Annotated in this window: 19 protein-coding genes and 2 pseudogenes; 8 read left to right on the forward strand and 13 right to left on the reverse strand. The window is 76.3% G+C overall.

Going from position 1 to position 22,747, the window contains the following annotated elements; translation table 11 throughout:
• Positions 1-3: 3 nt before the first annotated feature.
• Both BJF88_RS11460 and BJF88_RS11465 read right to left on the reverse strand, forming a co-directional pair.
• A complete protein-coding gene (locus BJF88_RS11460; RefSeq protein ID WP_075828878.1) occupies positions 4-366 on the reverse strand; it encodes an STAS domain-containing protein in 363 nt (120 codons plus the stop codon).
• Between the two features lie 42 nt (positions 367-408).
• Positions 409-842 (reverse strand): annotated as a pseudogene (locus tag BJF88_RS11465) (DUF3151 domain-containing protein).
• A 221-nt stretch (positions 843-1,063) separates the two neighbouring features.
• On the opposite strand from BJF88_RS11465, the gene BJF88_RS11470 reads away from it, so the two are divergent.
• Both BJF88_RS11470 and purD read left to right on the forward strand, forming a co-directional pair.
• The gene (locus tag BJF88_RS11470; protein ID WP_075828879.1) at positions 1,064-2,350 is read left to right on the forward strand and encodes an adenylosuccinate synthase; all 1,287 of its coding nucleotides are present in this window, start codon (positions 1,064-1,066) and stop codon (positions 2,348-2,350) included.
• Between the two features lie 112 nt (positions 2,351-2,462).
• Positions 2,463-3,779: a phosphoribosylamine--glycine ligase gene (gene purD / locus BJF88_RS11475; RefSeq protein ID WP_075828880.1), complete on the forward strand. Its 1,317-nt coding sequence runs from the start codon at positions 2,463-2,465 to the stop codon at positions 3,777-3,779.
• A gap of 80 nt (positions 3,780-3,859) precedes the next feature.
• Here purD and BJF88_RS11480 read toward each other — a convergent pair whose 3' ends face one another.
• A complete protein-coding gene (locus BJF88_RS11480) occupies positions 3,860-5,290 on the reverse strand; it encodes an ATP-binding protein (RefSeq protein ID WP_075828881.1) in 1,431 nt (476 codons plus the stop codon).
• A gap of 96 nt (positions 5,291-5,386) precedes the next feature.
• On the opposite strand from BJF88_RS11480, the gene BJF88_RS11485 reads away from it, so the two are divergent.
• Positions 5,387-6,307 carry a phosphoribosylaminoimidazolesuccinocarboxamide synthase gene (locus BJF88_RS11485; RefSeq protein ID WP_075828950.1) on the forward strand — a complete coding sequence of 307 codons (921 nt, stop codon included), beginning with the start codon at positions 5,387-5,389 and terminating at the stop codon, positions 6,305-6,307.
• Between the two features lie 12 nt (positions 6,308-6,319).
• Here BJF88_RS11485 and BJF88_RS11490 read toward each other — a convergent pair whose 3' ends face one another.
• Positions 6,320-6,598, reverse strand: coding sequence for an HNH endonuclease signature motif containing protein (locus BJF88_RS11490; protein WP_075828882.1), 279 nt, complete (start codon positions 6,596-6,598; stop codon positions 6,320-6,322).
• A 424-nt stretch (positions 6,599-7,022) separates the two neighbouring features.
• Between BJF88_RS11490 and purS the strand changes: the two genes are divergently transcribed.
• The 4 genes from purS (at position 7,023) to BJF88_RS11510 (ending at position 9,613) form a co-directional block, all read left to right on the forward strand.
• Positions 7,023-7,310, forward strand: a complete 288-nt coding sequence (gene purS, locus BJF88_RS11495) for a phosphoribosylformylglycinamidine synthase subunit PurS (RefSeq protein WP_075828883.1) — start codon at positions 7,023-7,025, stop codon at positions 7,308-7,310.
• A complete protein-coding gene (gene purQ / locus BJF88_RS11500) occupies positions 7,310-8,050 on the forward strand; it encodes a phosphoribosylformylglycinamidine synthase subunit PurQ (protein WP_075828884.1) in 741 nt (246 codons plus the stop codon). Before purS ends, purQ begins: the two co-directional genes overlap by 1 nt.
• The gene (locus BJF88_RS11505) at positions 8,047-9,210 is read left to right on the forward strand and encodes a GNAT family N-acetyltransferase (RefSeq protein WP_083649074.1); all 1,164 of its coding nucleotides are present in this window, start codon (positions 8,047-8,049) and stop codon (positions 9,208-9,210) included. The genes purQ and BJF88_RS11505 overlap by 4 nt, the downstream gene beginning before the upstream one ends.
• A 112-nt stretch (positions 9,211-9,322) precedes the next feature.
• Positions 9,323-9,613, forward strand: a complete 291-nt coding sequence (locus BJF88_RS11510; RefSeq protein WP_075828885.1) for a hypothetical protein — start codon at positions 9,323-9,325, stop codon at positions 9,611-9,613.
• A gap of 237 nt (positions 9,614-9,850) precedes the next feature.
• On the opposite strand, the pseudogene BJF88_RS11515 reads toward BJF88_RS11510, so the two are convergent.
• The 4 genes and pseudogenes from BJF88_RS11515 to BJF88_RS11530 all read right to left on the reverse strand — a co-directional run.
• A pseudogene (locus BJF88_RS11515) lies at positions 9,851-10,543 on the reverse strand (LLM class flavin-dependent oxidoreductase); the annotation flags it as partial.
• 35 nt (positions 10,544-10,578) lie between these two features.
• Positions 10,579-11,421, reverse strand: a complete 843-nt coding sequence (locus tag BJF88_RS11520) for an MBL fold metallo-hydrolase (protein WP_369824584.1) — start codon at positions 11,419-11,421, stop codon at positions 10,579-10,581.
• Positions 11,422-11,429: 8 nt separating this feature from the next.
• On the reverse strand, positions 11,430-11,918 hold the full coding sequence (locus BJF88_RS11525) for a hypothetical protein (RefSeq protein WP_075828886.1): 489 nt from the start codon (positions 11,916-11,918) through the stop codon (positions 11,430-11,432).
• Between the two features lie 178 nt (positions 11,919-12,096).
• Positions 12,097-13,212, reverse strand: coding sequence for an LLM class flavin-dependent oxidoreductase (locus BJF88_RS11530; RefSeq protein WP_075828887.1), 1,116 nt, complete (start codon positions 13,210-13,212; stop codon positions 12,097-12,099).
• Positions 13,213-13,327: 115 nt separating this feature from the next.
• Between BJF88_RS11530 and BJF88_RS11535 the strand changes: the two genes are divergently transcribed.
• Entirely contained in the window at positions 13,328-13,723 is a 396-nt protein-coding gene (locus BJF88_RS11535; protein WP_139316033.1) for a hypothetical protein, read from the forward strand.
• Positions 13,724-13,763: 40 nt separating this feature from the next.
• Here BJF88_RS11535 and BJF88_RS22140 read toward each other — a convergent pair whose 3' ends face one another.
• The 5 genes from BJF88_RS22140 to BJF88_RS22155 form a co-directional block, all read right to left on the reverse strand.
• The gene (locus BJF88_RS22140) at positions 13,764-14,336 is read right to left on the reverse strand and encodes an ATP-binding domain-containing protein (RefSeq protein ID WP_255371971.1); all 573 of its coding nucleotides are present in this window, start codon (positions 14,334-14,336) and stop codon (positions 13,764-13,766) included.
• Positions 14,297-15,643 (reverse strand): AAA family ATPase, encoded by a 1,347-nt coding sequence (locus BJF88_RS11540; RefSeq protein ID WP_255371972.1) that lies wholly within the window; start codon positions 15,641-15,643, stop codon positions 14,297-14,299. The genes BJF88_RS22140 and BJF88_RS11540 overlap by 40 nt, the downstream gene beginning before the upstream one ends.
• Before the next feature lie 73 nt (positions 15,644-15,716).
• Entirely contained in the window at positions 15,717-19,247 is a 3,531-nt protein-coding gene (locus BJF88_RS11545) for a UvrD-helicase domain-containing protein (RefSeq protein WP_083649075.1), read from the reverse strand.
• On the reverse strand, positions 19,244-20,185 hold the full coding sequence (locus BJF88_RS22145) for a hypothetical protein (protein ID WP_255371980.1): 942 nt from the start codon (positions 20,183-20,185) through the stop codon (positions 19,244-19,246). The genes BJF88_RS11545 and BJF88_RS22145 overlap by 4 nt, the downstream gene beginning before the upstream one ends.
• Entirely contained in the window at positions 20,086-22,710 is a 2,625-nt protein-coding gene (locus BJF88_RS22155) for an exodeoxyribonuclease V subunit gamma (protein WP_369824586.1), read from the reverse strand. Before BJF88_RS22155 ends, BJF88_RS22145 begins: the two co-directional genes overlap by 100 nt.
• Between the last annotated feature and the right edge of the window lie 37 nt (positions 22,711-22,747).

Here is a 22,747-nt window from a genome sequence, read left to right on the forward strand (position 1 = left end):
CGGTCAGGACTGCGGCTCGACCTCCGCGAACCCCGAGGGCGGCGTCGCGGGCTCGCAGCGGTGGTCGGCGTCGATGCGGAAGAGCTCGAGCGCACCGCAGACCTCGAGCACGAAGAGGTCGCGGTCGTCGCAGCCGCGCAGCACCGTCGCCCCGCCCCGCTTGCGGCCCGCGTCCGCGAGGGAGATGAGGAAGGCGGCGCCCGTGGAGTCCATGAACGTCACCCGGCACATGTCGATGACGAGCAGCTGGCGCCGCAGGCCCACGACCCGGGCGGCGATCTCGGGGAACTGGTCGCGCTCGGCCAGATCGAGGTCCCCGGCGATGACGAGGGTCGTCGTCGCGGGCGAGGTGGCGATCTCGATCATGCTGTCGACTCTAGACGCGGGCCCGCGCGCCTGCACGCGCGCTCAGCGCAGCGCGCGCACCTCGTCGGCCGACGTGCCGGAGCTGCGCAGGAACGCCTCGCAGCGCTCGGCCTCGTCGACCTCGCCGATGTACGCGGCGCACTCCGCGAGCGCGAGGAGCGCGCGGAGGAAGCCTGGTTGGGGACGTGGTCGGCAGGGATCGGGCCCTGGCCGCGCCAGCCCGCGCGCCGCAGGGCGTCGAGGCCGCGGTGGTACCCGGTCCGCGCGAACGCGTACGCGGTCACGGCACCTCGCGAGCCGTTCTCGTGCAGGTAGTCCTCCGCGAGGAAGGCCCACGCGAGGGACGACGACGGCTCGCGCGCCGCGATCTCGTACGGGTCCGTCCCCGCCTCGATCGCCTCCCGCACGGCGGCGTACTCGTCCGGGAGGTGGACCGGCGCCGGTCCGTCCAGCAGGTTCTGGTGCGCGTCGCTCATCCCCTCATTGTGCCCGTCCCGCGCCGAGGCGCACCGTCGCCCACAGGCCCGTGCGCCCCGAAGGTCAACGACCGGTAAACTCGTCGCGGTCCCCGGGTGACTGCCGCCCGGGCGACGCCTCGGACCCGCGGGGGCTGCGCCGTCGGGCACGGACCCCGCCGCGCGAGCTCCGCGCACTCCCGGACCGGCCGAGGAACAGGCAGTGCGAAAGTGGGGAATCCATGCCAGGCGTGGTGCTCGTCGGAGCGCAGTGGGGCGACGAGGGCAAGGGCAAGGCGACCGACCTCCTCGGCTCCCGCGTCGACTACGTGGTCAAGTTCAACGGCGGCAACAACGCCGGCCACACCGTCGTGGTCGGGGACGAGAAGTACGCGCTGCACCTGCTGCCGTCGGGCATCCTGTCGCCGGGCGTCACGCCGGTGATCGCGAACGGCGTCGTCGTCGACATCGAGGTGCTGTTCCAGGAGCTCGACGACCTCGTCGCGCGCGGCGTCGACGTGTCGAAGCTGCTCGTCTCGGGCTCGGCCCACGTCATCGCCGGCTACCACCGCACGATCGACAAGGTCAGCGAGCGGTTCCTCGGCAAGCGCCGCATCGGCACCACCGGGCGCGGCATCGGGCCCGCGTACGCCGACAAGATCAACCGCGTCGGCATCCGGATGTGGGACCTGTTCGACGAGAAGATCCTCGCCGAGAAGATCGAGGGCGCCCTCGACCAGAAGAACCACCTGCTCGTGAAGGCCTACAACCGTCGCGCCATCACGGTCGACGAGACGGTCGACGAGCTGCTCCAGTACGCCGAGCGCGTCAAGCCGATGGTCGCCGACACGTCGGTCGTGCTGAACAAGGCGCTCGACGCGGGCAGGAACGTCCTCTTCGAGGGCGGCCAGGCGACGATGCTCGACGTCGACCACGGCACGTACCCGTTCGTCACGTCGTCCAACGCGACCGCGGGCGGCGCGCTCACCGGCTCGGGCATCGGGCCGACGCGCATCTCCTCGGTCATCGGCGTCATCAAGGCGTACACCACGCGCGTGGGGGAGGGCCCGTTCCCCACCGAGCTGTTCGACGCGAACGGCGAGTACCTCCTCAAGACCGGTGGCGAGTACGGCGTCACGACGGGGCGCTCGCGGCGCTGCGGCTGGTACGACTCCGTCATCGCCCGCTACGCGACGCGCGTCAACGGCATCACCGACATGGTGCTCACCAAGCTCGACATCCTCACCGGCTTCGACAAGGTCCCGGTGTGCGTCGCGTACGACGTCGACGGCGTGCGGCACGACGAGATGCCGCTCGACCAGACGGCGTTCCACCACGCGACGCCGGTCTACGAGGAGCTCGACGGCTGGTCGGAGGACATCTCCGGGGCACGCACGTTCGAGGACCTGCCCGTCAACGCGCAGCGCTACGTCCTCGCGCTCGAGGAGATGTCGGGGACGCGGATCTCCGCGATCGGCGTCGGTCCGAGCCGCGACGCGATCATCCCGCGGCACGACCTCATCCACTGACGCACCCTGACCGGCCCTGCCGGTCCACGTGCACCCGCCGCCCGGCCGGCCTCCCGTTCGCGACGCGGGACGCCGGCCGGTCGCGCGAGGGCCGTCGGTAGACTCGGCGCCCGTGAAGATCCTCGTCGTCGGTACCGGTGCCCGCGAGCACGCCATCGTCCACGCCCTCGCGCACGAGGCCGAGCGGCTCGGCGCGGAGCCGCACGAGCTGCACGCCGCCCCGGGGAACCCGGGGATCGCCGGCCTCGCGGAGCTGCACACGGTCGACCAGGACGACGGCGCGGCGGTGGCCGCGCTGGCGACGCGCCTCGGTGCGGAGCTGGTCGTCGTCGGCCCGGAGGCGCCGCTCGTCGCCGGCGTCGCCGACGCCGTGCGCGCCGCCGGTGTCCCGGTGTTCGGCCCAGGGGCCGAGGCGGCCCGGCTGGAAGGCTCCAAGGCGTTCGCGAAGGAGGTCATGGCGGCGGCGTCCGTCCCGACCGCGCTCGCGCACGTGTGCACCGACGTGGACGAGGTCGCCGCCGCGATCGACGGCTTCGGCGCCCCGTACGTGATCAAGGACGACGGGCTGGCCGCGGGCAAGGGCGTCGTCGTCACCGACGACCGGGACGCGGCGCTCGAGCACGCGCGGGCCTGCCTGGGTGCCCCGACGGCCGGCGGCGCGGGCGAGGCGCGTCGGGTGGTCGTCGAGGAGTACCTCGACGGGCCCGAGGTGTCGCTGTTCTGCGTGAGCGACGGCTCGACCGTGGTGCCGCTCGCCCCCGCCCAGGACTTCAAGCGCGCTCTCGACGGCGACGCCGGTCCGAACACGGGCGGCATGGGCGCCTACAGCCCGCTGCCGTGGGCGCCGCCGGGACTCGTGGACGAGGTCGTCACGCGCGTCGCGCAGCCGACGATCGACGAGATGGCGCGGCGCGGCACGCCGTTCGTCGGCGTGCTGTACGTCGGGCTCGCCCTGACGAGCCGCGGGACGCGCGTCGTCGAGTTCAACGCGCGCTTCGGCGACCCGGAGACCCAGTCGGTGCTCACCCGCCTGGTCACGCCCCTGTCGGGCGTCATGCTCGCGGCGGCGCAGGGCCGGCTCGCCGCGCTGCCGCCCCTCGCCTGGTCCGACGACGCGTCCGTCACCGTCGTCGTCGCGGCGCAGGGCTACCCGGGCGCCGTGCGCAGCGGAGACCCGATCACGGGGATCGACGCGGCCGAGGAGGTCGAGGGCGTGCACGTGCTGCACGCCGGCACCGCGGTGGACGCCGACGGCGCGCTCGTCGCCTCCGGCGGTCGCGTGCTGTCGGTCGTCGCGCGCGGCGCCGACCTCGCCGAGGCGCGCCGGCGCGCGTACGCCGGCGTCGAGCGGATCGAGCTCGCCGGCTCGCAGCACCGGACGGACATCGCCGCCGCGGCCGCGGCCGGAGAGGTCGCCCTCGGCCGCTGACGGCCGCCCCGCCGCGCCCCGGCGCGCTCAGTCCCCGGCGGAGCCGAGCAGCGAGCGGGTCACGCGCTCGGCGTCGCCGGTCATCTCGCGACTGCCGACCGCAGGTCGTCGTCGCCGACGTCGTGCCCCGCCTCGGCCGCGCGCAGCACGGCCCGGCGCACCGCCTCCTTGACGAACGACGCCGTGACGCCGCCGGTCCGTGCGGTGGCGTCGTCGAGCGCGGCCGCCGAGAACGGCAGCGTCCCGCGGTAGAGCTCGAAGAGGCGCCGGCGTGCGGAGTCGTCGGGCAGGGGGATCTCCACCGCGAGGTCGACGCGACCGGGCCGCTGGGCGAGCGCCCGCTCGAGCAGGTCGGCGCGGTTCGTCGTCAGCACGAACGCCACGTCCGCGTCGCGGTCGAGCCCGTCCATCGCGTCGAGCACCTCGAACAGCAGCGGCTGCGGCCCGTCGTGGAACGAGCGGTCCTCGGCGATGAGGTCGCAGTCCTCGAGCACGACGAGGGCGGGCTGCATCGCCCGTGCGGTCTCGGCCGCCAGCCGGACGAGGCCCAACGAGCCGCCCGCGAGCAGGATCACCGTCGTGCCGGGGGACTCGCCGACCAGGTGGCGCACGGTGTGCGTCTTGCCGGTCCCCGGCGGCCCGTACAGGAGCACGCCGCGCTTCAGGTGCTGGCCCGAGGCCTCGAGCTCGGCCCGGTGCCTCGCGACGCCGACGACCTGGCGCTTGATCCGGTCGAGCGTGCCGTGCGGCAGCACGACGTCGGCGGCCGGCACCCGGTCGCGGGGCACGAAGGTCATGCCGGCGGACGTCGGCCCGTACTCGGACGGCGTGGTCGTGAAGGTGACGACCTGCCCGCGCAGCACGCTGTGCTCGACCATCGCCGTGCGCAGCTCGGAGAGGAGGGCGAGCGCGGCGTCCTCGTCCGTGCACATGACCTCGAGGGACGCCGCGTTCCCGTACCGCGGGCTCGCCGCGCGCTGCAGCACCGCGACAGGCGTCCCGGCGTAGGTGAACAGGTGCAGGCCGAAGGCCACGGTCCGCCGCTCGGACGTCGGCCCGGTCGCCGCGCGGGCGTAGTCGACGGCTCCGACGGGGAAGTGGCCCCATCGCGCCGAGTGCTCGACGATCTCGGACAGCGACGCGTGCATGCGCTGCTCACCCCCGCCCACGCCGAGGAGCCGCCCGCCGCCGTGCCGCGCCGTCACCACCTCGACGGCGACGTCCGCGTCGACCGTGCGCAGGGTGCCCACCGTCTCGGTGACGACGGCGAGCGCGAGGGGGTCGGTGCCGAGGTGCTCGCGCAGCGCGCCGGCGACCGTCAGACCGCCCGCCGCGCGCTGCCGGCGGTGGCCCTGCTCGTTCACCGTCTCGAGGAAGGTCGAGAACGTCTCGAGGAACGCGGTGACGCGCGGGTCGTCGAACGCGCCGGCGGCGGTCGCCGGTGCGCCGTCCGAGATCGGCGTCCCGTCCGGCGGGACGGGTCCGGACGGGGCGGCGGGCGTGAAGTGCATGGTGCGACACTAGGGCGCGTGACGGACACGCCCCAGGACTTTGTCCCCCCGCTCTCCCTCGGCGAGACCGACGCGTTCGACACGGCGGGACTCGAGCTGCCCGGCTGGAAGCACGTCTACTCGGGCAAGGTGCGCGACCTGTACGAGCCCGACCTGCCTGCCGTAGGGGGCGTCCACCCGCTCGGGGACGTGGTGCTCGTCGTCGCGAGCGACCGTGTGAGCGCGTTCGACCACGTGCTCTCGCCCGGCATCCCCGACAAGGGCGTCGTGCTCACGCAGCTGAGCCTGTGGTGGTTCGACCAGCTCGCCGACCTCGTGCCGAACCACGTCGTGTCCACCGCCGTGTCGGCGGAGCCGGGGGACGGGCTCGTGCCCGACGTCGTGGCGGGGCGAGCGATGATCTGCCGTCGTCTCGACATGTTCCCCGTCGAGTGCGTCGCGCGCGGCTACCTCACGGGGTCCGGGCTCGTGGAGTACCGGGCGGGCGGTGCCGTGTGCGGCGTACCGCTGCCGGAGGGCCTCGTCGACGGGTCTCGCCTGCCGGAGCCGATCTTCACGCCCGCGACGAAGGCCGCGGTCGGCGAGCACGACGAGAACGTCTCGTTCGAGGTCGTCGCCGGGCAGATCGGCGCCGAGGACGCGGCACGGCTGCGCGACCTGACGCTCGCGGTCTACGCGCGGGCGGAGGAGATCGCGCGCGAGCGCGGCGTGATCCTCGCGGACACCAAGCTCGAGTTCGGGACGCACGGCACCGGCGGGGCGGCGCAGGTCGTCCTCGGCGACGAGGTGCTCACCCCGGACTCGTCGCGGTTCTGGCCCGCGGACCAGTGGGAGCCGGGTCGGTCGCAGCCGAGCTTCGACAAGCAGTTCGTCCGTGACTGGCTCGCCTCGCCGGCGTCCGGCTGGGACCGCGCGTCCGACGCCCCGCCGCCGTCGCTGCCGGCCGACGTCGTGGCGCGGACCCGTGACCGCTACCTCGAGGCGTACGAGCGGCTGACGGGCTCCTCCCTCGCCTGACCCGCACCGCGGTCACGCGCTGCGCCACGCGCTCGGACGCACGTAGGTGTGCCCGCTCGGCGCGGTCCAGCGGACCGTGCCGTCGGCGAGCAGCGCGGGACGCCAGCCGTCCCGTGCCCGCACGACGCGGTGGTGACGGCACAGCGCGACGAGGTTGCCCGCGTCGTGGCCCTGCTCGTCGCCCGGGCGGGGCGCCACGACGTGGTCGAGGTCGCACCGGAACGCCGGGACCCGGCAGCCGGGGAACGTGCACGTCCCGTCGCGCGCGAGCACCGCGGCGACCGTCTGCACCGACGGTCGCCGCGACGACGGAGGTCCGGCGTGCGTCGCCGCGACGGACCTCCGTGGAGCAGGTGATGCGGTCATCGGGCGGTCTCCTCTCCGCTGTGGCGTCAGGCCGTGCCGTGCACGGCGGTCCGGACGGTGTCCGTGCGAGGGCGGGGAAGGGGCGGGACCCCGCCCTCGCACGCGCTCGAGCGTGCTTCTCGAACGTGTGTTCGACACTACCCGGCACCTCCGACACGCCCTCGACCTGCACCCGACCGCCGATGCCCGTTCGTGGAGCGCGGCCCGACCGTGGCGACCGCGCGGGTAGACTGGCGCGCGGAATCCCGCCGTCGGCTCCCGCTCGCTCATGCCGTGCGCACCGCGCACGCCGCGTGACCGGGATCCCGGAGCCCCGGCTCTCCCGAATACACCTCCCCTAGGAGCACCCGTGGGACGCGTCGTCGTCGAGGTCATGCCGAAGCCCGAGATCCTGGACCCGCAGGGCAAGGCCGTCGTCGGGGCGCTGCCGCGCCTCGGCTTCACGCAGTTCACCTCCGTCCGTCAGGGCAAGCGGTTCGAGCTCGAGGTCGAGGGCGACGTGACGCCCGAGGTCCTCGCCGCCGCCCAGGAGGCCGCGGCAAAGGTGCTGTCCAACCCGGTCATCGAGGACGTCGTGCGCGTCGCCGACGCCGCGACCGACGCGGCCGGCACCGTCCTGTCCGGGGGCCTCGCCTGATGACCGCCACGACCGTCGCCGCCCCCGAGGCCTCCCTGGGTGGCGCCCGCGTCGGCGTCGTGACGTTCCCCGGCACGCTCGACGACCGCGACGCGGCCCGTGCCGTGCGCCTCGCGGGTGGCCAGGCCGTGTCCCTGTGGCACGCGGACGCCGACCTGCAGGGGGTCGACGCCGTCGTCCTGCCCGGTGGCTTCTCCTACGGCGACTACCTGCGCGCCGGGGCGATCAGCCGCTTCGCCCCCGTCATGGAGACCCTCGTCGACGCCGCGCGCGGCGGCCTGCCGGTGCTCGGCATCTGCAACGGCTTCCAGGTCCTCACCGAGGCGCACCTGCTGCCGGGCTCCATGATCAAGAACGACCACCTGCACTTCCTCTGCCGCGAGCAGGTGCTCGTCGTCGAGAACGCGGACACGGCCTGGACGCGCGACTTCACGCAGGGCCAGCGGATCACGATCCCGCTGAAGAACCAGGACGGCCAGTTCGTCGCCGACGACCGCACGCTCGACGAGCTCGAGGGCGAGGGCCGCGTCGTGTTCCGCTACGACGGCTGGAACCCGAACGGCTCGCGCCGCGACATCGCCGGCATCACGAACGCTGCGGGCAACGTCGTCGGGCTCATGCCGCACCCGGAGCACGCCGTCGAGCCGGGCTTCGGCCCCGCCTCCGCGGCCGGCCCGCGCGCCGGCACGGACGGACTCGGGTTCTTCACCTCGGTGCTGAGCACGCTCGTCCGGGCGTGAGCGTCGCCGCGCGCACGGCGGACGACGCGCGGACGCCGGGTCGCGCCCGACCGGCGCCCGGCGCCGGCATCACCGTGGCTGTGGTCGGCGGCGAGGACGCGGACGCGCTCGCGCTCTTCGCCCGGCAGCAGGCCGAGCTCGCCGAGCGCTACGGCGAGCCGGACAGCGGCGCGTTCGACGCGGCCGGGCTCCTCGCCGCGTTCGTCGTGCACGACGACGGGACGCCGGTCGCGTGCGTCGCGCTGCGCGACGTCTCCGGGACTCCCGACGGGCGTGGTGGCCAGCACCCGCCGACGACGGGGGAGGTCAAGCGCCTCTACGTCGCGGCCGAGCACCGGGGTCGCGGGCACGCGCGGACGGCCATGCAGGCCCTGCACGCGCACGCCGCGACGTCCGGGCTGCGGCGGCTCGTGCTCGAGACGGGCACGCGTCAGCCGGAGTCCGTCGACCTCTACCTCGACCTGGGCTACACGCCCACTGAAACCTACGGGCACTACGCGGGCGACCCGTTGTCGCGGTGCTTCGCCCTGGACCTCGCCGGTCTGCACGACGACGGCTCCGCTGCGGCGCGACGCCGCCCCGCGCCGGTCGGCCCGACGAGCGGTGCCGCGGGCGCGCACGGCACGGGCGCGCGTGCTTCGATCGCACCCGCCGCGGTCGAGGTGCTGGCCGTGGCCTGGGACGATCCGGACGCCGCAGCGCTGCGCCGCGAGATGCACGACACGTCGTCCGCCGCGCTCTACCCGGAGCTGTTCACGGGACTCGACGCCGCGGGCGGGTTCGAGGCCGTCGACGCTCGCCTGGGCGAGGACACGGTCGCGACCTTCGTCGCACGGCGCGGGGACGCGGCGGTGGGCTGCGCCTCGCTCCAGCAGGTCGCGCACGAGGTGCGGGCCGTCCACGGCGAGGCGTTCGAGGTGAAGAAGGTCTTCGTGCGCGAGGGAGCGCGCGGGTCGGGCGTCGCCCGGGCACTCCTGGCCGCGGTGGAGGCCGAGGCCCGGCGGCGCGGCGCGCGCACGCTCCTGCTGGAGACGGGCATCCGACAGCCGGGAGCGATCCGGCTGTACCGGTCGCTCGGGTTCCGGACGGTGCTGCCGTACGCGCCGTACGACCGCGACGCCCACGGCATCGCGCTCTGCTTCGCCAAGCTCCTGCGCTGAGGGTCCGGCGAGCGGCCGACACCTCACGCCCCCTCGGTCGTCGCGACGCCGCCGGTGGAGCCGCCAGGGGTTTGTCCTGGTTCGCGTCGTCGTGAACCGGTAGGGTGCCCGCGTGATCTACGCCCTGACCAGCGCATATTCCGTCCCGGCCCTGCTGGGGGAGCTGCTGGGATGGGTCCTCGGCGCCGTCGCCCACGTCCCCGGGCGCGCCGGTGAGCTCGCCGCGGAGGCACGTCAGGTCGCGACCGGCTGGGGCATCCCCGTCGCCGAGGTGACCGATCTGTACGCCACGTTCCCGGTCCGCCTGGCCCTCGCCGTCGCCGCGGTGGCGTTCGTGGCCGCGACGGCGGCGCTCGTGCACGGGCTGCGCGAACGCCGCCGCGCACGCACCGCCGCGCGCTGACGACGGCTGCCCGGTGCGGCCGGGCGTGACCCGCCGCCGACGCTCAGGCCGTGAGCAGGGGACGTACCTCGCTCCCGAGGAATCGCAGGAACCCGTCGAGGTCCGGCTCGTCCGCGGTCGGCTGGACCGCCACCGCCGTCGCGCCGCGCCCGCGAGGGCGCGCACCGCACCCGCGATCGTGGCGGCGTCCCCGGCGGCGCCCACTCCCTCTCCGGGCTTGCGCCCCCACAGCGGGAGCTCCCCGTCCACGCGCTCCTGCGCACCGTCACCGGTCGCGGCGATGAGCGTGGCCTGCACGTCGAAGGCCGACCGCCCCGCCGCGCGCGCCGGGGCCTGCGCGACCTCGACGACGTCGCGGACCTCCTCCGGCGTGTACGCGTTGGCGAGGATGAGACCGTCGCCGAGCTCGCCCGCGAGCTCGAGCGACCGGGGACCCACGCCGCCGAGCCACAGCGGCACCGGCTCCGTGGGCGGCCAGTCGAGCCGCACGCGGTCGAGCGTCACGTAGCGCCCGGCCGTCGTGACCTCCTCGCCCGCGAGCAGGCGACGCAGCGCCTCCGTGTGTTCGCGCAGCAACGTCAGCGGTGAGTCGGCGCGCACGCCAGCCTGCCCCATCCACTCCTGGACACCGTGCCCCACGCCGGCGACGAACCGTCCGGGGAACATCCGGCCCAGGTTCGCGACCTCCATCGCCGTGATCGCCGTGCTGCGCAGCGGGGCCGGCATGAGGCCGAGGCCCACGCGCACGCGGTCCGTCCAGGCGAGCGCCGCCGCCGCGGACGCGAGCCCGCTCTGCTTGAAGCAGTCCTCCCAGACCCACACGTCGTCCAGACCGGCGGACTCCGCCGCCGTCGCGAGCGCGCGCAGGCTCTCCGGGGCGTGGGTGGGGACGAACGCGATGCCGAGCCGAGGTGTCGTCATGCGCTCCATCGTGCCGTGGGCGTCGGACACTCGACCTCGGACGCTCAGGCGTCGCGCAGGTAGGCGAGCTGCGCCGCGACGCTCTGCCGCGCCGCGCCGAGCACCGACGGGTCGACGTCGGCGTAGACGTGCGCCGTCACGCGCGCCACGGCGAGATCGTCGTCCGGCGCGAGGCCGAGGTCGGCGAGTGCGGCGCGCACCTGGGCCAGGCGTTCGAGACGGTGGGCGCGGTACGCCTGCACCCGCTCGCCGAGGTCGTCGATCACCGGACCGTGGCCGGGGAGCCCGGTCGTCCGTCGGCCCGCCGCCGCGGCCTCGAGCCGGCCGAGGCTCGCGAGGTATCGGCCGAGCGACCCGTCCGGCGCGGCGATCACGGTCGTGCCGTGCCCGAGGACCGTGTCGCCCGTGAGCACCGTGCCCGACGGTACGTGCCGGGGTACGTCGCCTCCGGGTGCGTCGTCCTCGGTGGCGACCGGACCGTCGTCGGGCAGGACGAGGCAGACCGAGTCCGCCGTGTGGCCGGGGGTGGCGAGCACGTCGATCCGCACGCCGGCGGCCTCGATCGTCTGCCCGTCGGTTAGCGGCTCGCCGCCGTGGCAGTGCGCGGGGTCGGCGCCGCGGACGGGGGCGCCCGTGAGCGCGCGCAGCCGCACGGACCCGGCCGTGTGGTCGGCGTGCCGGTGCGTGACGAGGACGAGCTCCACCGGGCCGGCGGCGGCGAGCGCGTCGAGGTGTGCGTCGTCGTCCGGCCCGGGATCGACGACGACGCACGTGCGGGCACCTGGTGCCCGCACGACGTACGAGCGGGTGCCGTCGAGCGTCATCGGCCCGGGGTTGTCGGCGCGCAGCACCGAGGCGAGACGCGTGACCGGGACCGGTGCGGGCACGGCGGGCCTCAGGCGCGGTGGCGCAGGACGGCGGGACGCCCCTCGTCCTGCCACTGGGCGAAGCGGGCGTCGACGAGCGGGCCGACGAGGTCGTACGTGTCCCACGTGTCGGGCACGCGGTAGACGTCGAGCGGGTCGCCGTCGCCCGGGCTCACCGCGTCGACGTAGTCCTCGAGGTAGAGGCCGGCCTCCTCGTCCTCGTCGTCGCCGCCCGTGTAGTAGGCGGCGGCGAACGCGGCGGCGTCGTCGTCGAGCGCGTCGGCGTCGAGGCGGCCGTCGCACACGTCGAGCACGAGCCGGCCACCGGTCGTGGTGCGCTCGCGGAGCGCAGCGACGGCGTCCGCGGCGTCGCGCTCGAGCCCGGCCGACGCGTGGCCGGCGAGCACGGCCCACGCGAGGAACACCCCGACGTGGGTCGCGGCGGCGTCCGCCCCGAGCTCGGTGGGGTAGCCGTCCTCGGAGGAGTGCCAGGTCGCGTCGTCGAACGTCGTGGTCATGACGGCGACGCTACCCCGCGCCGCGCCGTGCCGAACCCGGGGTTGCGCGCCGATCGGCGCGGAGAACGGTGCACAACCCGGGGTTCGGCACCGTGAGGGGCGCACGGCCCGGGGTTCGGCGGTCCGCCGGCGGCGGGCGGTCCGCCAGCCCCGGGATGCCCGACGGCGGCCGGCGGGGTCAGGCGGTCGGCGCGGCGCTCGCCGGGGTGGCCGGGACGCCGTCCGCGACGAGTGCGCCGGCGAGGAGCTCGAGCGTGCGCTCGCGGCCCGGCGTCGCGTCGAGCGGCTCGTCCGCGCGCGACGCGGCCACGGGCACCACCATGACCTCCTCGACACCGTGGCGACCGGCGAGCCGTCGCAGCTCGGCCGCGGCGTCGTCGGGCGCGCCGATGACCCAGCGCGAGCGCATGGACTCGACGGCGTCCTCGGCGAGCGCGCCGAGCGGTGACGCCTGCGCCTCCTCGACGGTCTCCAGTGCGGTGAGCGGTTGTCCCGACCGCAGGCGCGCCATCATCCGCAGCTGCGGCAGCGCGCGGGCGTGCGCCTCCTCCGCGGTCTCGGCCACCACCACGTTGGCGGTGAGGAACGTGCGCGGCTCGGGGTGCGCCTCGCTCGGCCGGTAGCCGTCGCGGTAGAGCGCGAGGACCTCGTCGACGCCCTGACCCGAGAAGTGGTTCGCGAACACGTAGGGCAGGCCGAGCTCGGCCGCGAGGCGCGCGGAGTAGTCGCTCGACCCGAGGAGCCACACGGTCGGCGCGCTCTCGGCGGCCGGCGTCGCCCGGACGTCGTAGACCTGCCCGCTCGTCAGGCGCAGCTGCGCGCCCTGCGCGCTCATGAGCGACATGATGTCGGTGACGTGCTGCGGGAAGCGGTCGACGTCGGCGGTCGGGCCGGTGATGCGCAGGAGCTGCGTGACGACCGGGTCGGAGCCGGGTGCGCGCCCGAGCCCGAGGTCGACGCGCCCGGGGGCGATCGCCTCGAGCGCGGCGAACTGCTCGGCGACGACGAGCGGCGCGTGGTTCGGGAGCATGACGCCGCCCGACCCCACCCGGATGCGGTCCGTCACCGACGCCGCCGCCCCGATCATCACGGGCGGCGTGGACGCCGCGACCGCGGGCATGTTGTGGTGCTCGGCGAACCAGTAGCGCTCGAACCCCAGCCGGTCCGCGAGACGGACGAGGTCGAGCGAGGCGCGCACCGCCTGGGCGCTCGTCTGGCCCGAGCGCACGGGCACGAGGTCGAGGACGGACAGGCGGGGGCTGGTGGGCGCCGCAGCGCCGGCGGAGGTGCTCATCCTCAGCGACAACCGCGTCGCCCGCCGGCCGTATTCCGCGCCCGATGGCGCCCGACCGTGGTGGGGTGCATGATCGCGGGACGAGGCGGTGTGCCGACCGCGACGACGCGACGACGTGCCGGAGGACGAGAGGCCCTGGGGCGAGGGGGCGACCGTGGACGAGGAGATCAACTTCCACGCCGACGTGGTGCTGTTCTACGACTTCGACGGCATGCCGATCGACGAGCGGACCTGGCACGAGCTCAAGGGCGACGACCGGTCCGTCGTCGGTCTCGACGTCGTCGGAGGGCTGTCGGTGTACACGCGGTGGGTCGGGTACGACCGGTCCGAGGGCCGCATGCCGCTCATGTACTGCACGCGCGTCGAGCCCGGCGAGCTGTTCAGCAGCGCGTACACGCGCAGCGGCGCGGAGGTGCTGCACCGCCACGTCGTGGACGAGCTCGTGCGCGGCGCCCCCGCGACGCGCGCGCTGTTCGACGTCGAGCCGTGGGAGTACCCGGGCTTCGACTGAGCGGCCCGGGACACGTGCGCGGCCGCTCGGCCGACGTCGCTCAGCGCCCGGAGAGCGGCGCGCGCAGCCCGCTCGCCCGGTGCACGGCGGTGGTCACCGCGGTGCGGACGGCGGCCTCGGAGCCGACGACGCGGACGAACGTCTGCGCGCGGGTCACCGCGGTGTACAGCAGCTCGCGCGTGAGCAGCGGGGAGGTCGCCGGCGGCAGGACGAGCGTGACCCGGTCGAACTGGCTCCCCTGCGCCCGGTGCACGGTCATGGCGTGCACCGTCTCGACCGGGGGGAGCCGGTGCGTGCGGACCCGCAGCGGCGCGCGCGGGTCGCCGAACACCGCCACGACGCCGCTGCTCGAGCTCCCGCCGTCGGCGACCAGCACCCCCGTGTCGCCGTTGTAGAGACCGACCTCGGCGTCGTTCGTCGTGACCAGCAGCGGGCGGCCCGGGACCCACGGGGAGTCCGTCGCGTGCTGGCCCGTCGCGTGCTCGACCCACGCCTCGACCTGGCCCGCCCAGCGGCCCCGGCCCGCGGGGCCCCGCCGGTGCGCCACCATGACGCGGTGCTGCGCGAGCGCCGTCAGGGCGCCGGCGGCGTCGCCCGCGCGCGCCGCGGCCACGAGTCGCTCCCCGGCGGCCACCGCGTCCGCGCGGACGGCCGCGAGCGTCGCCTCGTCCGGCTCGTCGTCGGGCGTCTCGAGGAACTCGACCGACGCGTCGCCCGCGCGCAGCAGCGCCAGGACCTCCTCCGCGTCGCCGTCGCGGATCGCCGCTGCCAGCGGCAGGATCGACGAGTCGCTGCCCTGCCGGTGGACGGTGCGGAGGCGGACGACGCCGTTGCCCAGCGCGGCGCGGTCGTCCACCTCGCCCTGCTCGGGCGCCGGGGCGTCGGCGAGGGCGGGCTCCGCCTGGGCCGCGATCGCCGGCGACGACGGCGCGGCGTGCTGCGGGGGACGGTGCACGAGGTCGCCCAGCACGGCGCCCGCCTCGACGGACGCGAGCTGGTCCGGGTCGCCCACGAGCACGAGCCGGGCGCGGGCCGCAGCGCCTCGAGCAGGCGTGCCATGAGCGGCAGCGCCACCATCGACGTCTCGTCCACGACGACGACGTCGTGCGGCAGGTGGTGGTGCGCGTCGTGCCGGAACCGGGTGCGGCTGCCCGCTCGGTGGCCGAGCAGACGGTGCAGGGTCGACGCGACGGGCACGCCGACGCGGTCGCGGTCGTCCGGCTCGAACCCGGACACGACGTCGCGGACCGCCTCCTGCAGACGGGCCGCGGCCTTGCCCGTCGGTGCGGCGAGCGCGACGCGCAGGCGGGAGCCGTCGGCGGGCGCCGCGGCGTCGTGCAGGACCGCGAGCAGCCGGGCGACCGTCGTCGTCTTGCCCGTCCCGGGCCCGCCCGTGAGCACGGTCAGGCGCCGGTGCGCGGCGTGGGCGGCGGCGAGGCGCTGGCGCGCGTCCTGCTCCGCGGGGAACAGACGGGACAGCGCGGCGGTGAGGCGCGCGTCGTCCGCGGGCAGGTCGTGCGCCGCCAGCCGGCCGTCGACGTCCCGGCGCACGACCAGCTCGTCGCGCCAGTACCGGTCCAGGTAGAGCATCCCGCCGACCCAGCGCGTCGGCCGGTCGTCCGGGCTGTCCACGCCGGCGGCGACGAGCGGGCTGCGCGCCACGGCCTCGGCCCACTCCTCGGCCCCCGGCCAGGGCAGGTGCTCGGTCTCGGCGCGCGCGGCCTCCTCGTCCTCGGGCAGGCGCAGCGCGCCGAGGTCGTCGAGCCGGACGCACACCGACCCGCTGCGCACCGCGCGCACCGCGAGCGCCGCGGCGAGCAGCACGCGCTCGTCCTGCTCGCCCGTCAGCCGGCCGAGCCGCAGGGCGACGCGCAGGTCGGTCGCCGAGACGACGCGCGCGGCGTGAAGGCGGCGAGCCACGGTCGGACGCCGACGGCGAGACGCGGGTCGCCCTCGTCCACGGGCGCGGCGGCGGGAGCGGCTCCGGGCGCGGTCATGGGGCGTCTCCGTCGAGCAGGGCGGACAGGGCGGGGACGAGCCCGGGCGGCGGGGTCCACGCGACCACGCCGTGGGGCGTCCCGTCCGGTCCGACGGGCGTCCCCGGACCGGCCATGCCGCGCACGAAGAGGTAGGCGGCCGCGAGCTGGTCGGGGGAGTACGCGGGGTCGCGCCAGCGCAGGTACCGGTGGAGCGCCACCAGGTAGAGCACGAGCTGGAGCGGGTAGTGCGAGGCGAGCATCGCGTCGCGCGTCGCCTCGGGGCGGTAGTCGCCGACCGTCAGGGGCACGCCGGGCGGGCCGACGCGGTTCGTCTTGTAGTCGACGACGAGGTAGCGCCGCCCGCCGTCCGGGCGGGGGACGCGCAGCACGGCGTCGATCGACCCGGTGAGGTAGCCGCGCAGCGGCACGCCGTCGGCGGTGGAGCCGGTCGCCGTGCGGGTCGACGTGCCGGGTCCGGGGCCGGACGACGACTCGTCGGCGAGCGCGGCGAGCAGGTCGGGGTAGCGGACGAACGGGTCGTCGTCGTCGAGGTGGGCGCGGAGCACGCCGGCGAGGTCGCGCAGCGTGGACGGGCGGACGCCGTGCGTCTCGTCCCCGCCCGCGAGGGGCAGCTCGAACTCCAGCTCGGGCAGGCGGTCGCGCGGGTGGACGTCGGCGAGCGTGCGCCCTCCCGCGACGGGGCCGAGCGGCGTGCGCAGCGCGAGACCGAGCGCCGCGGCGAGCGCGACGGGCTCGACGCCGGGCACGCGGACCGTCGCGGCCTGCGCGCAGCGCGCCAGGAGCTCGGCGTCCAGGTCGTCGGCGGCCGTGTCCACGTACTCGAGGATCTCGTGCACGAGCGTGCCGAACGCGGTGCCGCCGGGCTGGCCCTCGAACGGGGACGGCAGGTCGGCACCGGGGCCGCCGGCGGGGGCCGCCGTCGGTTCGGGAGCCCCGGGCACGTCGTCGGCGGTGCCGTCCTCGGGCTCGTCCTGGACGCCGGGGTCCTCCGGCTCCGACTCGACGCCGCCGACCGGGCCGTGGTGGGCAGCGGCGGTCAGCGCGGAGTACGACGCACGGCGCCACTCGCGGTCGGGCAGGTGACCCGCCCGGGCCAGCTCCAGGGTGCTCGCGCCCGGCGCGGCGGCCGACCACGGCGTGCCCTTCGGCCGCGCCTCGACCTGCTCGACGACGACCGTCCCGCCCGAGCGGGCGGCGACCGCCGCGAGCGCGGCGCGCACCGCGTCGTCCCGCATCGCGTCCGGCCGGGCGTGCCGGCCGGGCTCGCCGTCCAGGTGACGGTCCGCGAGGAGCAGGCGCGTGAGCGGGCCGGAGCCGGAGCTGCGCTTCGTGGGCGTCCAGTGCACGACCACCTGGTGGCGGGCCCGCGTGAGCGCGACGTAGAGCAGGCGCAGGTCCTCGCCGAGCTCCTCGTCGCGCGACCGGTTGCGGGCGTCCGTGAAGCCGGGAGAACCGACGCCGCCGACGTGCAGCACGCGCTGCCCGTGGTCGTCGTGGAGCGCGAACAGCTCCTTCTCCTCCTGCTCGAACCGCTCCCACGCGAACGGGACGTACACGACCCCGAACTCCAGGCCCTTCGCCGCGTGCACCGTCACGACCTGCACGGCGGCCGCGTCCGTCTCGAGGCGGCGGGTCCGCTCGTCGGTGAACACGGTCCCGACCTCGGCGATGCGTGAGCGCAACCACGCGGTGAGCGCCGCCGTCCCGAGTCCCTCGGTGGCGGCCGCCTCGTGCAGCGCCTGCGTGACGTGCCGCAGGTCGGTCAGGTACCGCTCCCCGTCCGGTCGGGCCATGACGCGCTCCGTCGCGCCGCGGCGCGCCGCGGCCTCCGCGACGGCCGCGACCCCGCGCTCGGCGAGCAGGTGGGACCACGCGCGCACCGTGTCGCCGAGCTCGTCGTGGTCGGCGTCGCCGGCCGTCGCGAGCCGCTGGGCGTCCCAGCCGACGAACGGCGTGAGGGCGAGCGCGGTCGCCCGGCGGTGCAGTCCGGGCTGCTCGAGCGCCGCGAGCAGCGTGAGCCAGTCCTGCGCGGCCGCGGAGCCGAACACGCTCGACGGCCCCGAGACGACCGCGGGCACCCCGAGCGCGACGAGCGCGGAGCGCACCGCCTCGGCCTGCGCGTTCGTCCGCGTCAGGACGGCGACGTCGGGCGGCTCGAGCCCGCGCCAGGTGTCGCCGTCGAGCACGCGGGTCTCGCCGGGCGCGCCCGCGAGCCGCCCCGCGACGTCGGCCGCGACGTCCTTCGCGAGCAGCGTCCTCGCGTCGGGGGCCGACGGCGCGGACGACCCGCCGAGGCGGTACGCGCGCCGCGTGACCTGGCGCAGGCGGACGGGCGCGCCCCCGGCGAGGCGGGCGTCGGCGTGCTCGGCGTCGACCCGGCGCACGACGATGCGCGGGTCGCCGAGGGCGGTCCCCTCCATGAGGGTGTGCAGGCCGGCGAGCAGCGGGCCGTCGCTGCGCCAGCTCCGGCTCAGGGTCGCGGTCTCCTGCGCGTCCTCGACCGCCTGGAGGTACGTGACGACGTCCGCGCCCCGGAACGCGTAGATCGCCTGCTTGGGGTCGCCGATGAGCACGAGCGTGCGGTGCCCGTGGAACGCGGTGCGCAGGATCTGCCACTGCTCCGGGTCCGTGTCCTGGAACTCGTCGACCATGACGACGCGGAAGCGGCTGCGCACGCGCTCGGCGGCGGTCTCCCCGTGCTCCGGGTCGGTGAGCGCGCGGCGCAGGAGCACGAGCAGGTCGTCGTAGTCGAGCAGGTGCATCGCGCGCTTGCGCGCCTCGACCTCGCGCCGCGCGGCCACCGCGACCTCGTACCGCAGAGCCGCGAGCGATCCGTCGGGCGCGTCGGCGGGAGCGAGCACGGCCCCCTGGTCGCTGACCGCCGTGCGCGCGATCTCCCGCACGTCCCGCGGGGTGAGCGGCGGGTCCTGACGGTCCGCGAAGAGCCGCACGTACAGGTCGTCGGTCACCTCGTCCACGAGGTCGGCGACGTCGGGCAGGAACCCTGTGGCGAGGTCGACGTCGGCCGCGGTGCCCAGCGCGGACAGCATCTGCTGGCAGAAGCCGTGCGTCGTCGTGATCGTCGCGGCGTCGAGCTGCGAGAGCGCGACCCGCAGCCGGGCGCGGCGGCGGCCGAGCTCGTCGTCGTCGACCGCCGCGAGGAACGCCACGACCGGGTCGTGGTGCCGCGTGGGGTCCGCGCCCCGCAGGCCGCGCTCGACGGCGACGAGGCGCTCGCGCACGCGGTCGCGCAGCTCGGACGTCGCGGCGCGACCGAACGTCACGAGCATGATCTCGGGCAGCGTCGCGACGCCCTCGGCGACGTACCGCGTCGTGAGCGTCGCGATCGTGTGGGTCTTGCCCGTGCCGGCGCTCGCCTCCAGCACGACCGTGCCGGTGGGCAGGTCGCCGAACGCGTCGAAGCGCCGAGGTGTCGACGGGCGCGGCACGGTACCGTCCGCCGCACCGGTCACCGGTCCGGGCGTCGGGCTCGTCGCCGCCGCGGCGGCCGTCCGGCCGCTCATCGCGCACCTCGCAGCTCGTGGTCCAGCAGGGGGTCCCACACGCGGCGCGCCAGCGCGCCGAGGCGTGTCGGGTCGTCGGGGTGCCGGCCGAGGTCGGCCGTGGTGGCGTGCCCGGCGACGTCGTCGAGGACGGCGTCGCGACCCCACGCGAGCACGACGTACGGGTCCTTGCGCTCGAACCCCTTGTTCCACAGCCAGCCGGCCCGCATCAGGGCGTCGCGCGCCGGGGACGTGCGCCGCTCCTCGGTGTACTTCAGCGAGACCTCCGGCAGGAACGGCAGGGGGGCGCGTGCGGCCTCGTCGCGCAGCGCGAGGAGGTCCGCGAGGAGCGCCGTCGCGGCGTCGCCGTCCGGCGGTGCGAGGGTCGACCACGCGACACCCGGCCCGCGGGGTGAGCGGCCGATCGTCACCGCGTCCCACGTGTGCCCGGGGTCGCTCACCGCGAGCGCGAGCGCCTGCACCCACGCGCGCAACCGGTGCTTCGGGCCGAGCCGCGAGTACTCGGTCCGCACGACGCGCCGGCCGTGCACCCCGGGCACGGTGCCGACGACGGTCCGGCCGTCCGGGAGCTCCGCGCGCACGTCGAGCGTCTCGGCCGACCCGAGCAGGTCCGCGCTCGCCGGACGGCCCGCCGCCGTGTCGGCCTCGCGCGCAGCCTCGACCGAGACCATGCGCAGCGGACCGACGTACTGCACGACCTTCTGCAGCTCGGCACGGCCGAGCTCGCGCGGCGGGACCTGCCCGCGGCGCCACTCGGCCTGCTTCGCACGCTCCGGGTCGACGCCCGCGAGCGCGGCGCGCAGCACCCGGTCACCGACACCCCATCCGGACAGGCCCGTCAGGGCGAGCGGGAGACGGTCGTCCACGTCGTCCTCGTCCACGACGAGACCGACGTCGAGCGTGGTCTGCGCGAACCACCGCGGGGCGTTCTCGAGCACGCGGACCAGGTCGTCGAGGTCGACGTCGCGTGCGCCGTCCGCCCCGGACGCACCGCCGGAGGGCAGCTCGAGCGGAGCGTGCACGAGCGTCGCGACGGACCGTGCGTCGTCGCCGTCCCTGCGCCGGCGCTCGGCGCGTGCCCGCGCCTCCCGCGCACCGGCGAGGGCCGCGGCGTCGTGGCTGAACGACCCGGGGGACCCGAGCGCGCCGGGCGTGAAGTTGCGCTCGTCGACGGTCTGCAGCGGGTGGCGCACGACGACGTGCTCGCGCGCGGGCCGCCCGTCGGGTGCGGCTGCCACGCGGTCGAGCGCGTCGAGCAGCTCGGCGACGGGGACGGCCGGCGGCCGCGGTGCGCCGGTGCGCTCGTCGGCGCCCGTGTGCACGACGACGAGGTGGTCGCCCGCGGCGGCGACGGCGTCGAGGAAGATCTGCCGGTCCTCGCTGCGCGCGTCCCGCTCGCCGATCTCCGGGTGACGCGCGAGCAGGTCGTCGCCGGCCGTCGCCGTGCCGCGCGGGAAGACGCCGTCGTCCATGCCGAGCAGGCACAGACGCGGTGCGGCACCGAGCGCATCGGCTCGAGCGAGCAGACGGTCAGCGCGCCGGTGCGGAACCCGGCGCGCGTGGGGCGCCCGGCGAGGCGGTCGTCGAGCACGGCGCGCACGTCCGCGAGACGGAGCGGGACGTCGCCGTGCGCGGAGCCCGCGGCGCGCACGTCACCGAGCAGCCGCCGCGCCGCGCCGACCTGCCACGCCTCGGTCGGCGGCGCCTCCGCGAGGAGCGTGACCGCCCGGTCGAGCGCGTCGAGCCAGTGGTGGAGCGGGTGCACGCCGTCGAGGGCCTGCAGCACCTCGGACATCCGGGCGACGAGCTCGGCGAGCCGGCCCGCGAGGTCGACGTCCGTCGAGCCGACGTCGTCGAGCGGCAGCGCCGGGCCGACGAACCGGGCGTCCTCGTCCGCCATCGCGGCGCCCAGCAGGATGCGGTCGAGCGCGGCGTCCCACGTGCCCTGCCGCACCCGCGGGTCGACGCCGAACCTGGACCGGCGCGCGCCGTCCTCGCCCCAGTGCACGCCCGCGTCGACGGCCCACTGCCGCAGGCGGTCGATCTCGTCGTCGGAGAAGCGGAAGCGCCGGCGCACGGGCGCGCTCGCCGCGAGGTCGAGCACCTCCGACGCGGTGACGCGCCCGTCGGCGTGCCGCAGCAGCGCCTCGAGCAGGCCGAGCACCGGGTTGGCGGACGCGGCACCGCGGTCCGCGAGGCTGACCCGGAGGCGCTGGCCGGGGTGCGCGTCCTCGCCGAGCTCGGGGACCGCCCCGAAGGACGCGGTGACGAGCGGCGCGAACGTCTCCACGTCCGGGCACAGCACGATGACGTCGCGCGCCTGCAGCGTGGGGTCGGCGGCGAAGAGGCCGACGAGCGTCTCGCGCAGCACCTCGACCTGCCGCGCCCGGCCGTGGCACGACAGCACCTGGACCGACCGGTCGGCGGGGTCGAGGACGTGCGCGCCGTCGGGTGCGTCCGCTCGCAGGGCGGACTGCAGCGCGCCGAGCAGCGTCGCGGGCGGCGGACCCGCCGCGTGGTGCGACTCGTCGGCGCCGTGGAGCCGGAGCTGCAGCTCGACGGCGTCGCGCGCCGTCGAGGCGAGCAGCGGGTGCTGGGCGAACGTCGGGAGGTCGGCGCGGCGGGGTCGCTCGCCCCCCGCCCCTCCGGCGGTGGAGATCTGCGGGGGCGCGGTCGCGTGCGCGGCGACCGTGTCCCACAGCGCGGGGGAGGGGTGCACGAGCCACAGGTGGACGTCGCGGTGCTCGGCGAGCGCACGGAGCACGCGCAGCTCGTCCTCGGGCAGCCGCGTCGGCCCGTACACCGACAGCCGCGGCGGCAGCTCGACGGCCGTCGGGTCGGCGAGCAGCGCCGCGACGGCGTCCTCGACCCGGCGCGCCGGGTCCGGCGCCGGGACACGGTCGAGGAGACGCCGCCACAGCTCGGGCTGCCACGCGAGGTCGTCGGGGGCGGCGTGGGCCGAGCCGCCCACGGTGCCCCGCGCGGGCTGCGACCAGGCGCGCACGACCTCGGGCCGCTGCCGCGCGTAGTCGACGAGCAGTCCGGCGAGCCGTCGCGCCAGCGTCAGGCGGCGGGCGCGCCGCACCTCGTCGCCCGGCTCGCCGACGTAGCGCGCCAGCGGCGCCGCCCACGGGTCGCCGAGGTGGGCGTCGAGCACCTCCAGCACGGACCAGGCGAGGCGCTCGGGGCGCCACGGGTCGTCCTCCGGCTCCACGCCCGTCAGGTCGGCCACGACCTGCTCGACGAGGCGACGCGGGCCGCGGAAGTCGACGTTCGCGCACACGCCGGAGGCGCCGTCCGCCCCGAGAAAGTGCGAGAGGCGCTGCGCGAGCCAGCGCTCGACCCCGCGGGTGGGGACCGCGACGACGTCCGTCGCGAACGGGTCGTCCAGCGGGTCGGCCAGGACGCGCGCCAGCGGTCCGACGAGCGCGTCGGCGCGCTCGGACCGGTGCACGTGCAGCACGGCCAACCCCCTGTCGTCAGGTCGTCTCTCGTCCCGC

Source organism: Cellulosimicrobium sp. CUA-896, from assembly GCF_001942335.1.
Classification (GTDB): domain Bacteria; phylum Actinomycetota; class Actinomycetes; order Actinomycetales; family Cellulomonadaceae; genus Cellulosimicrobium.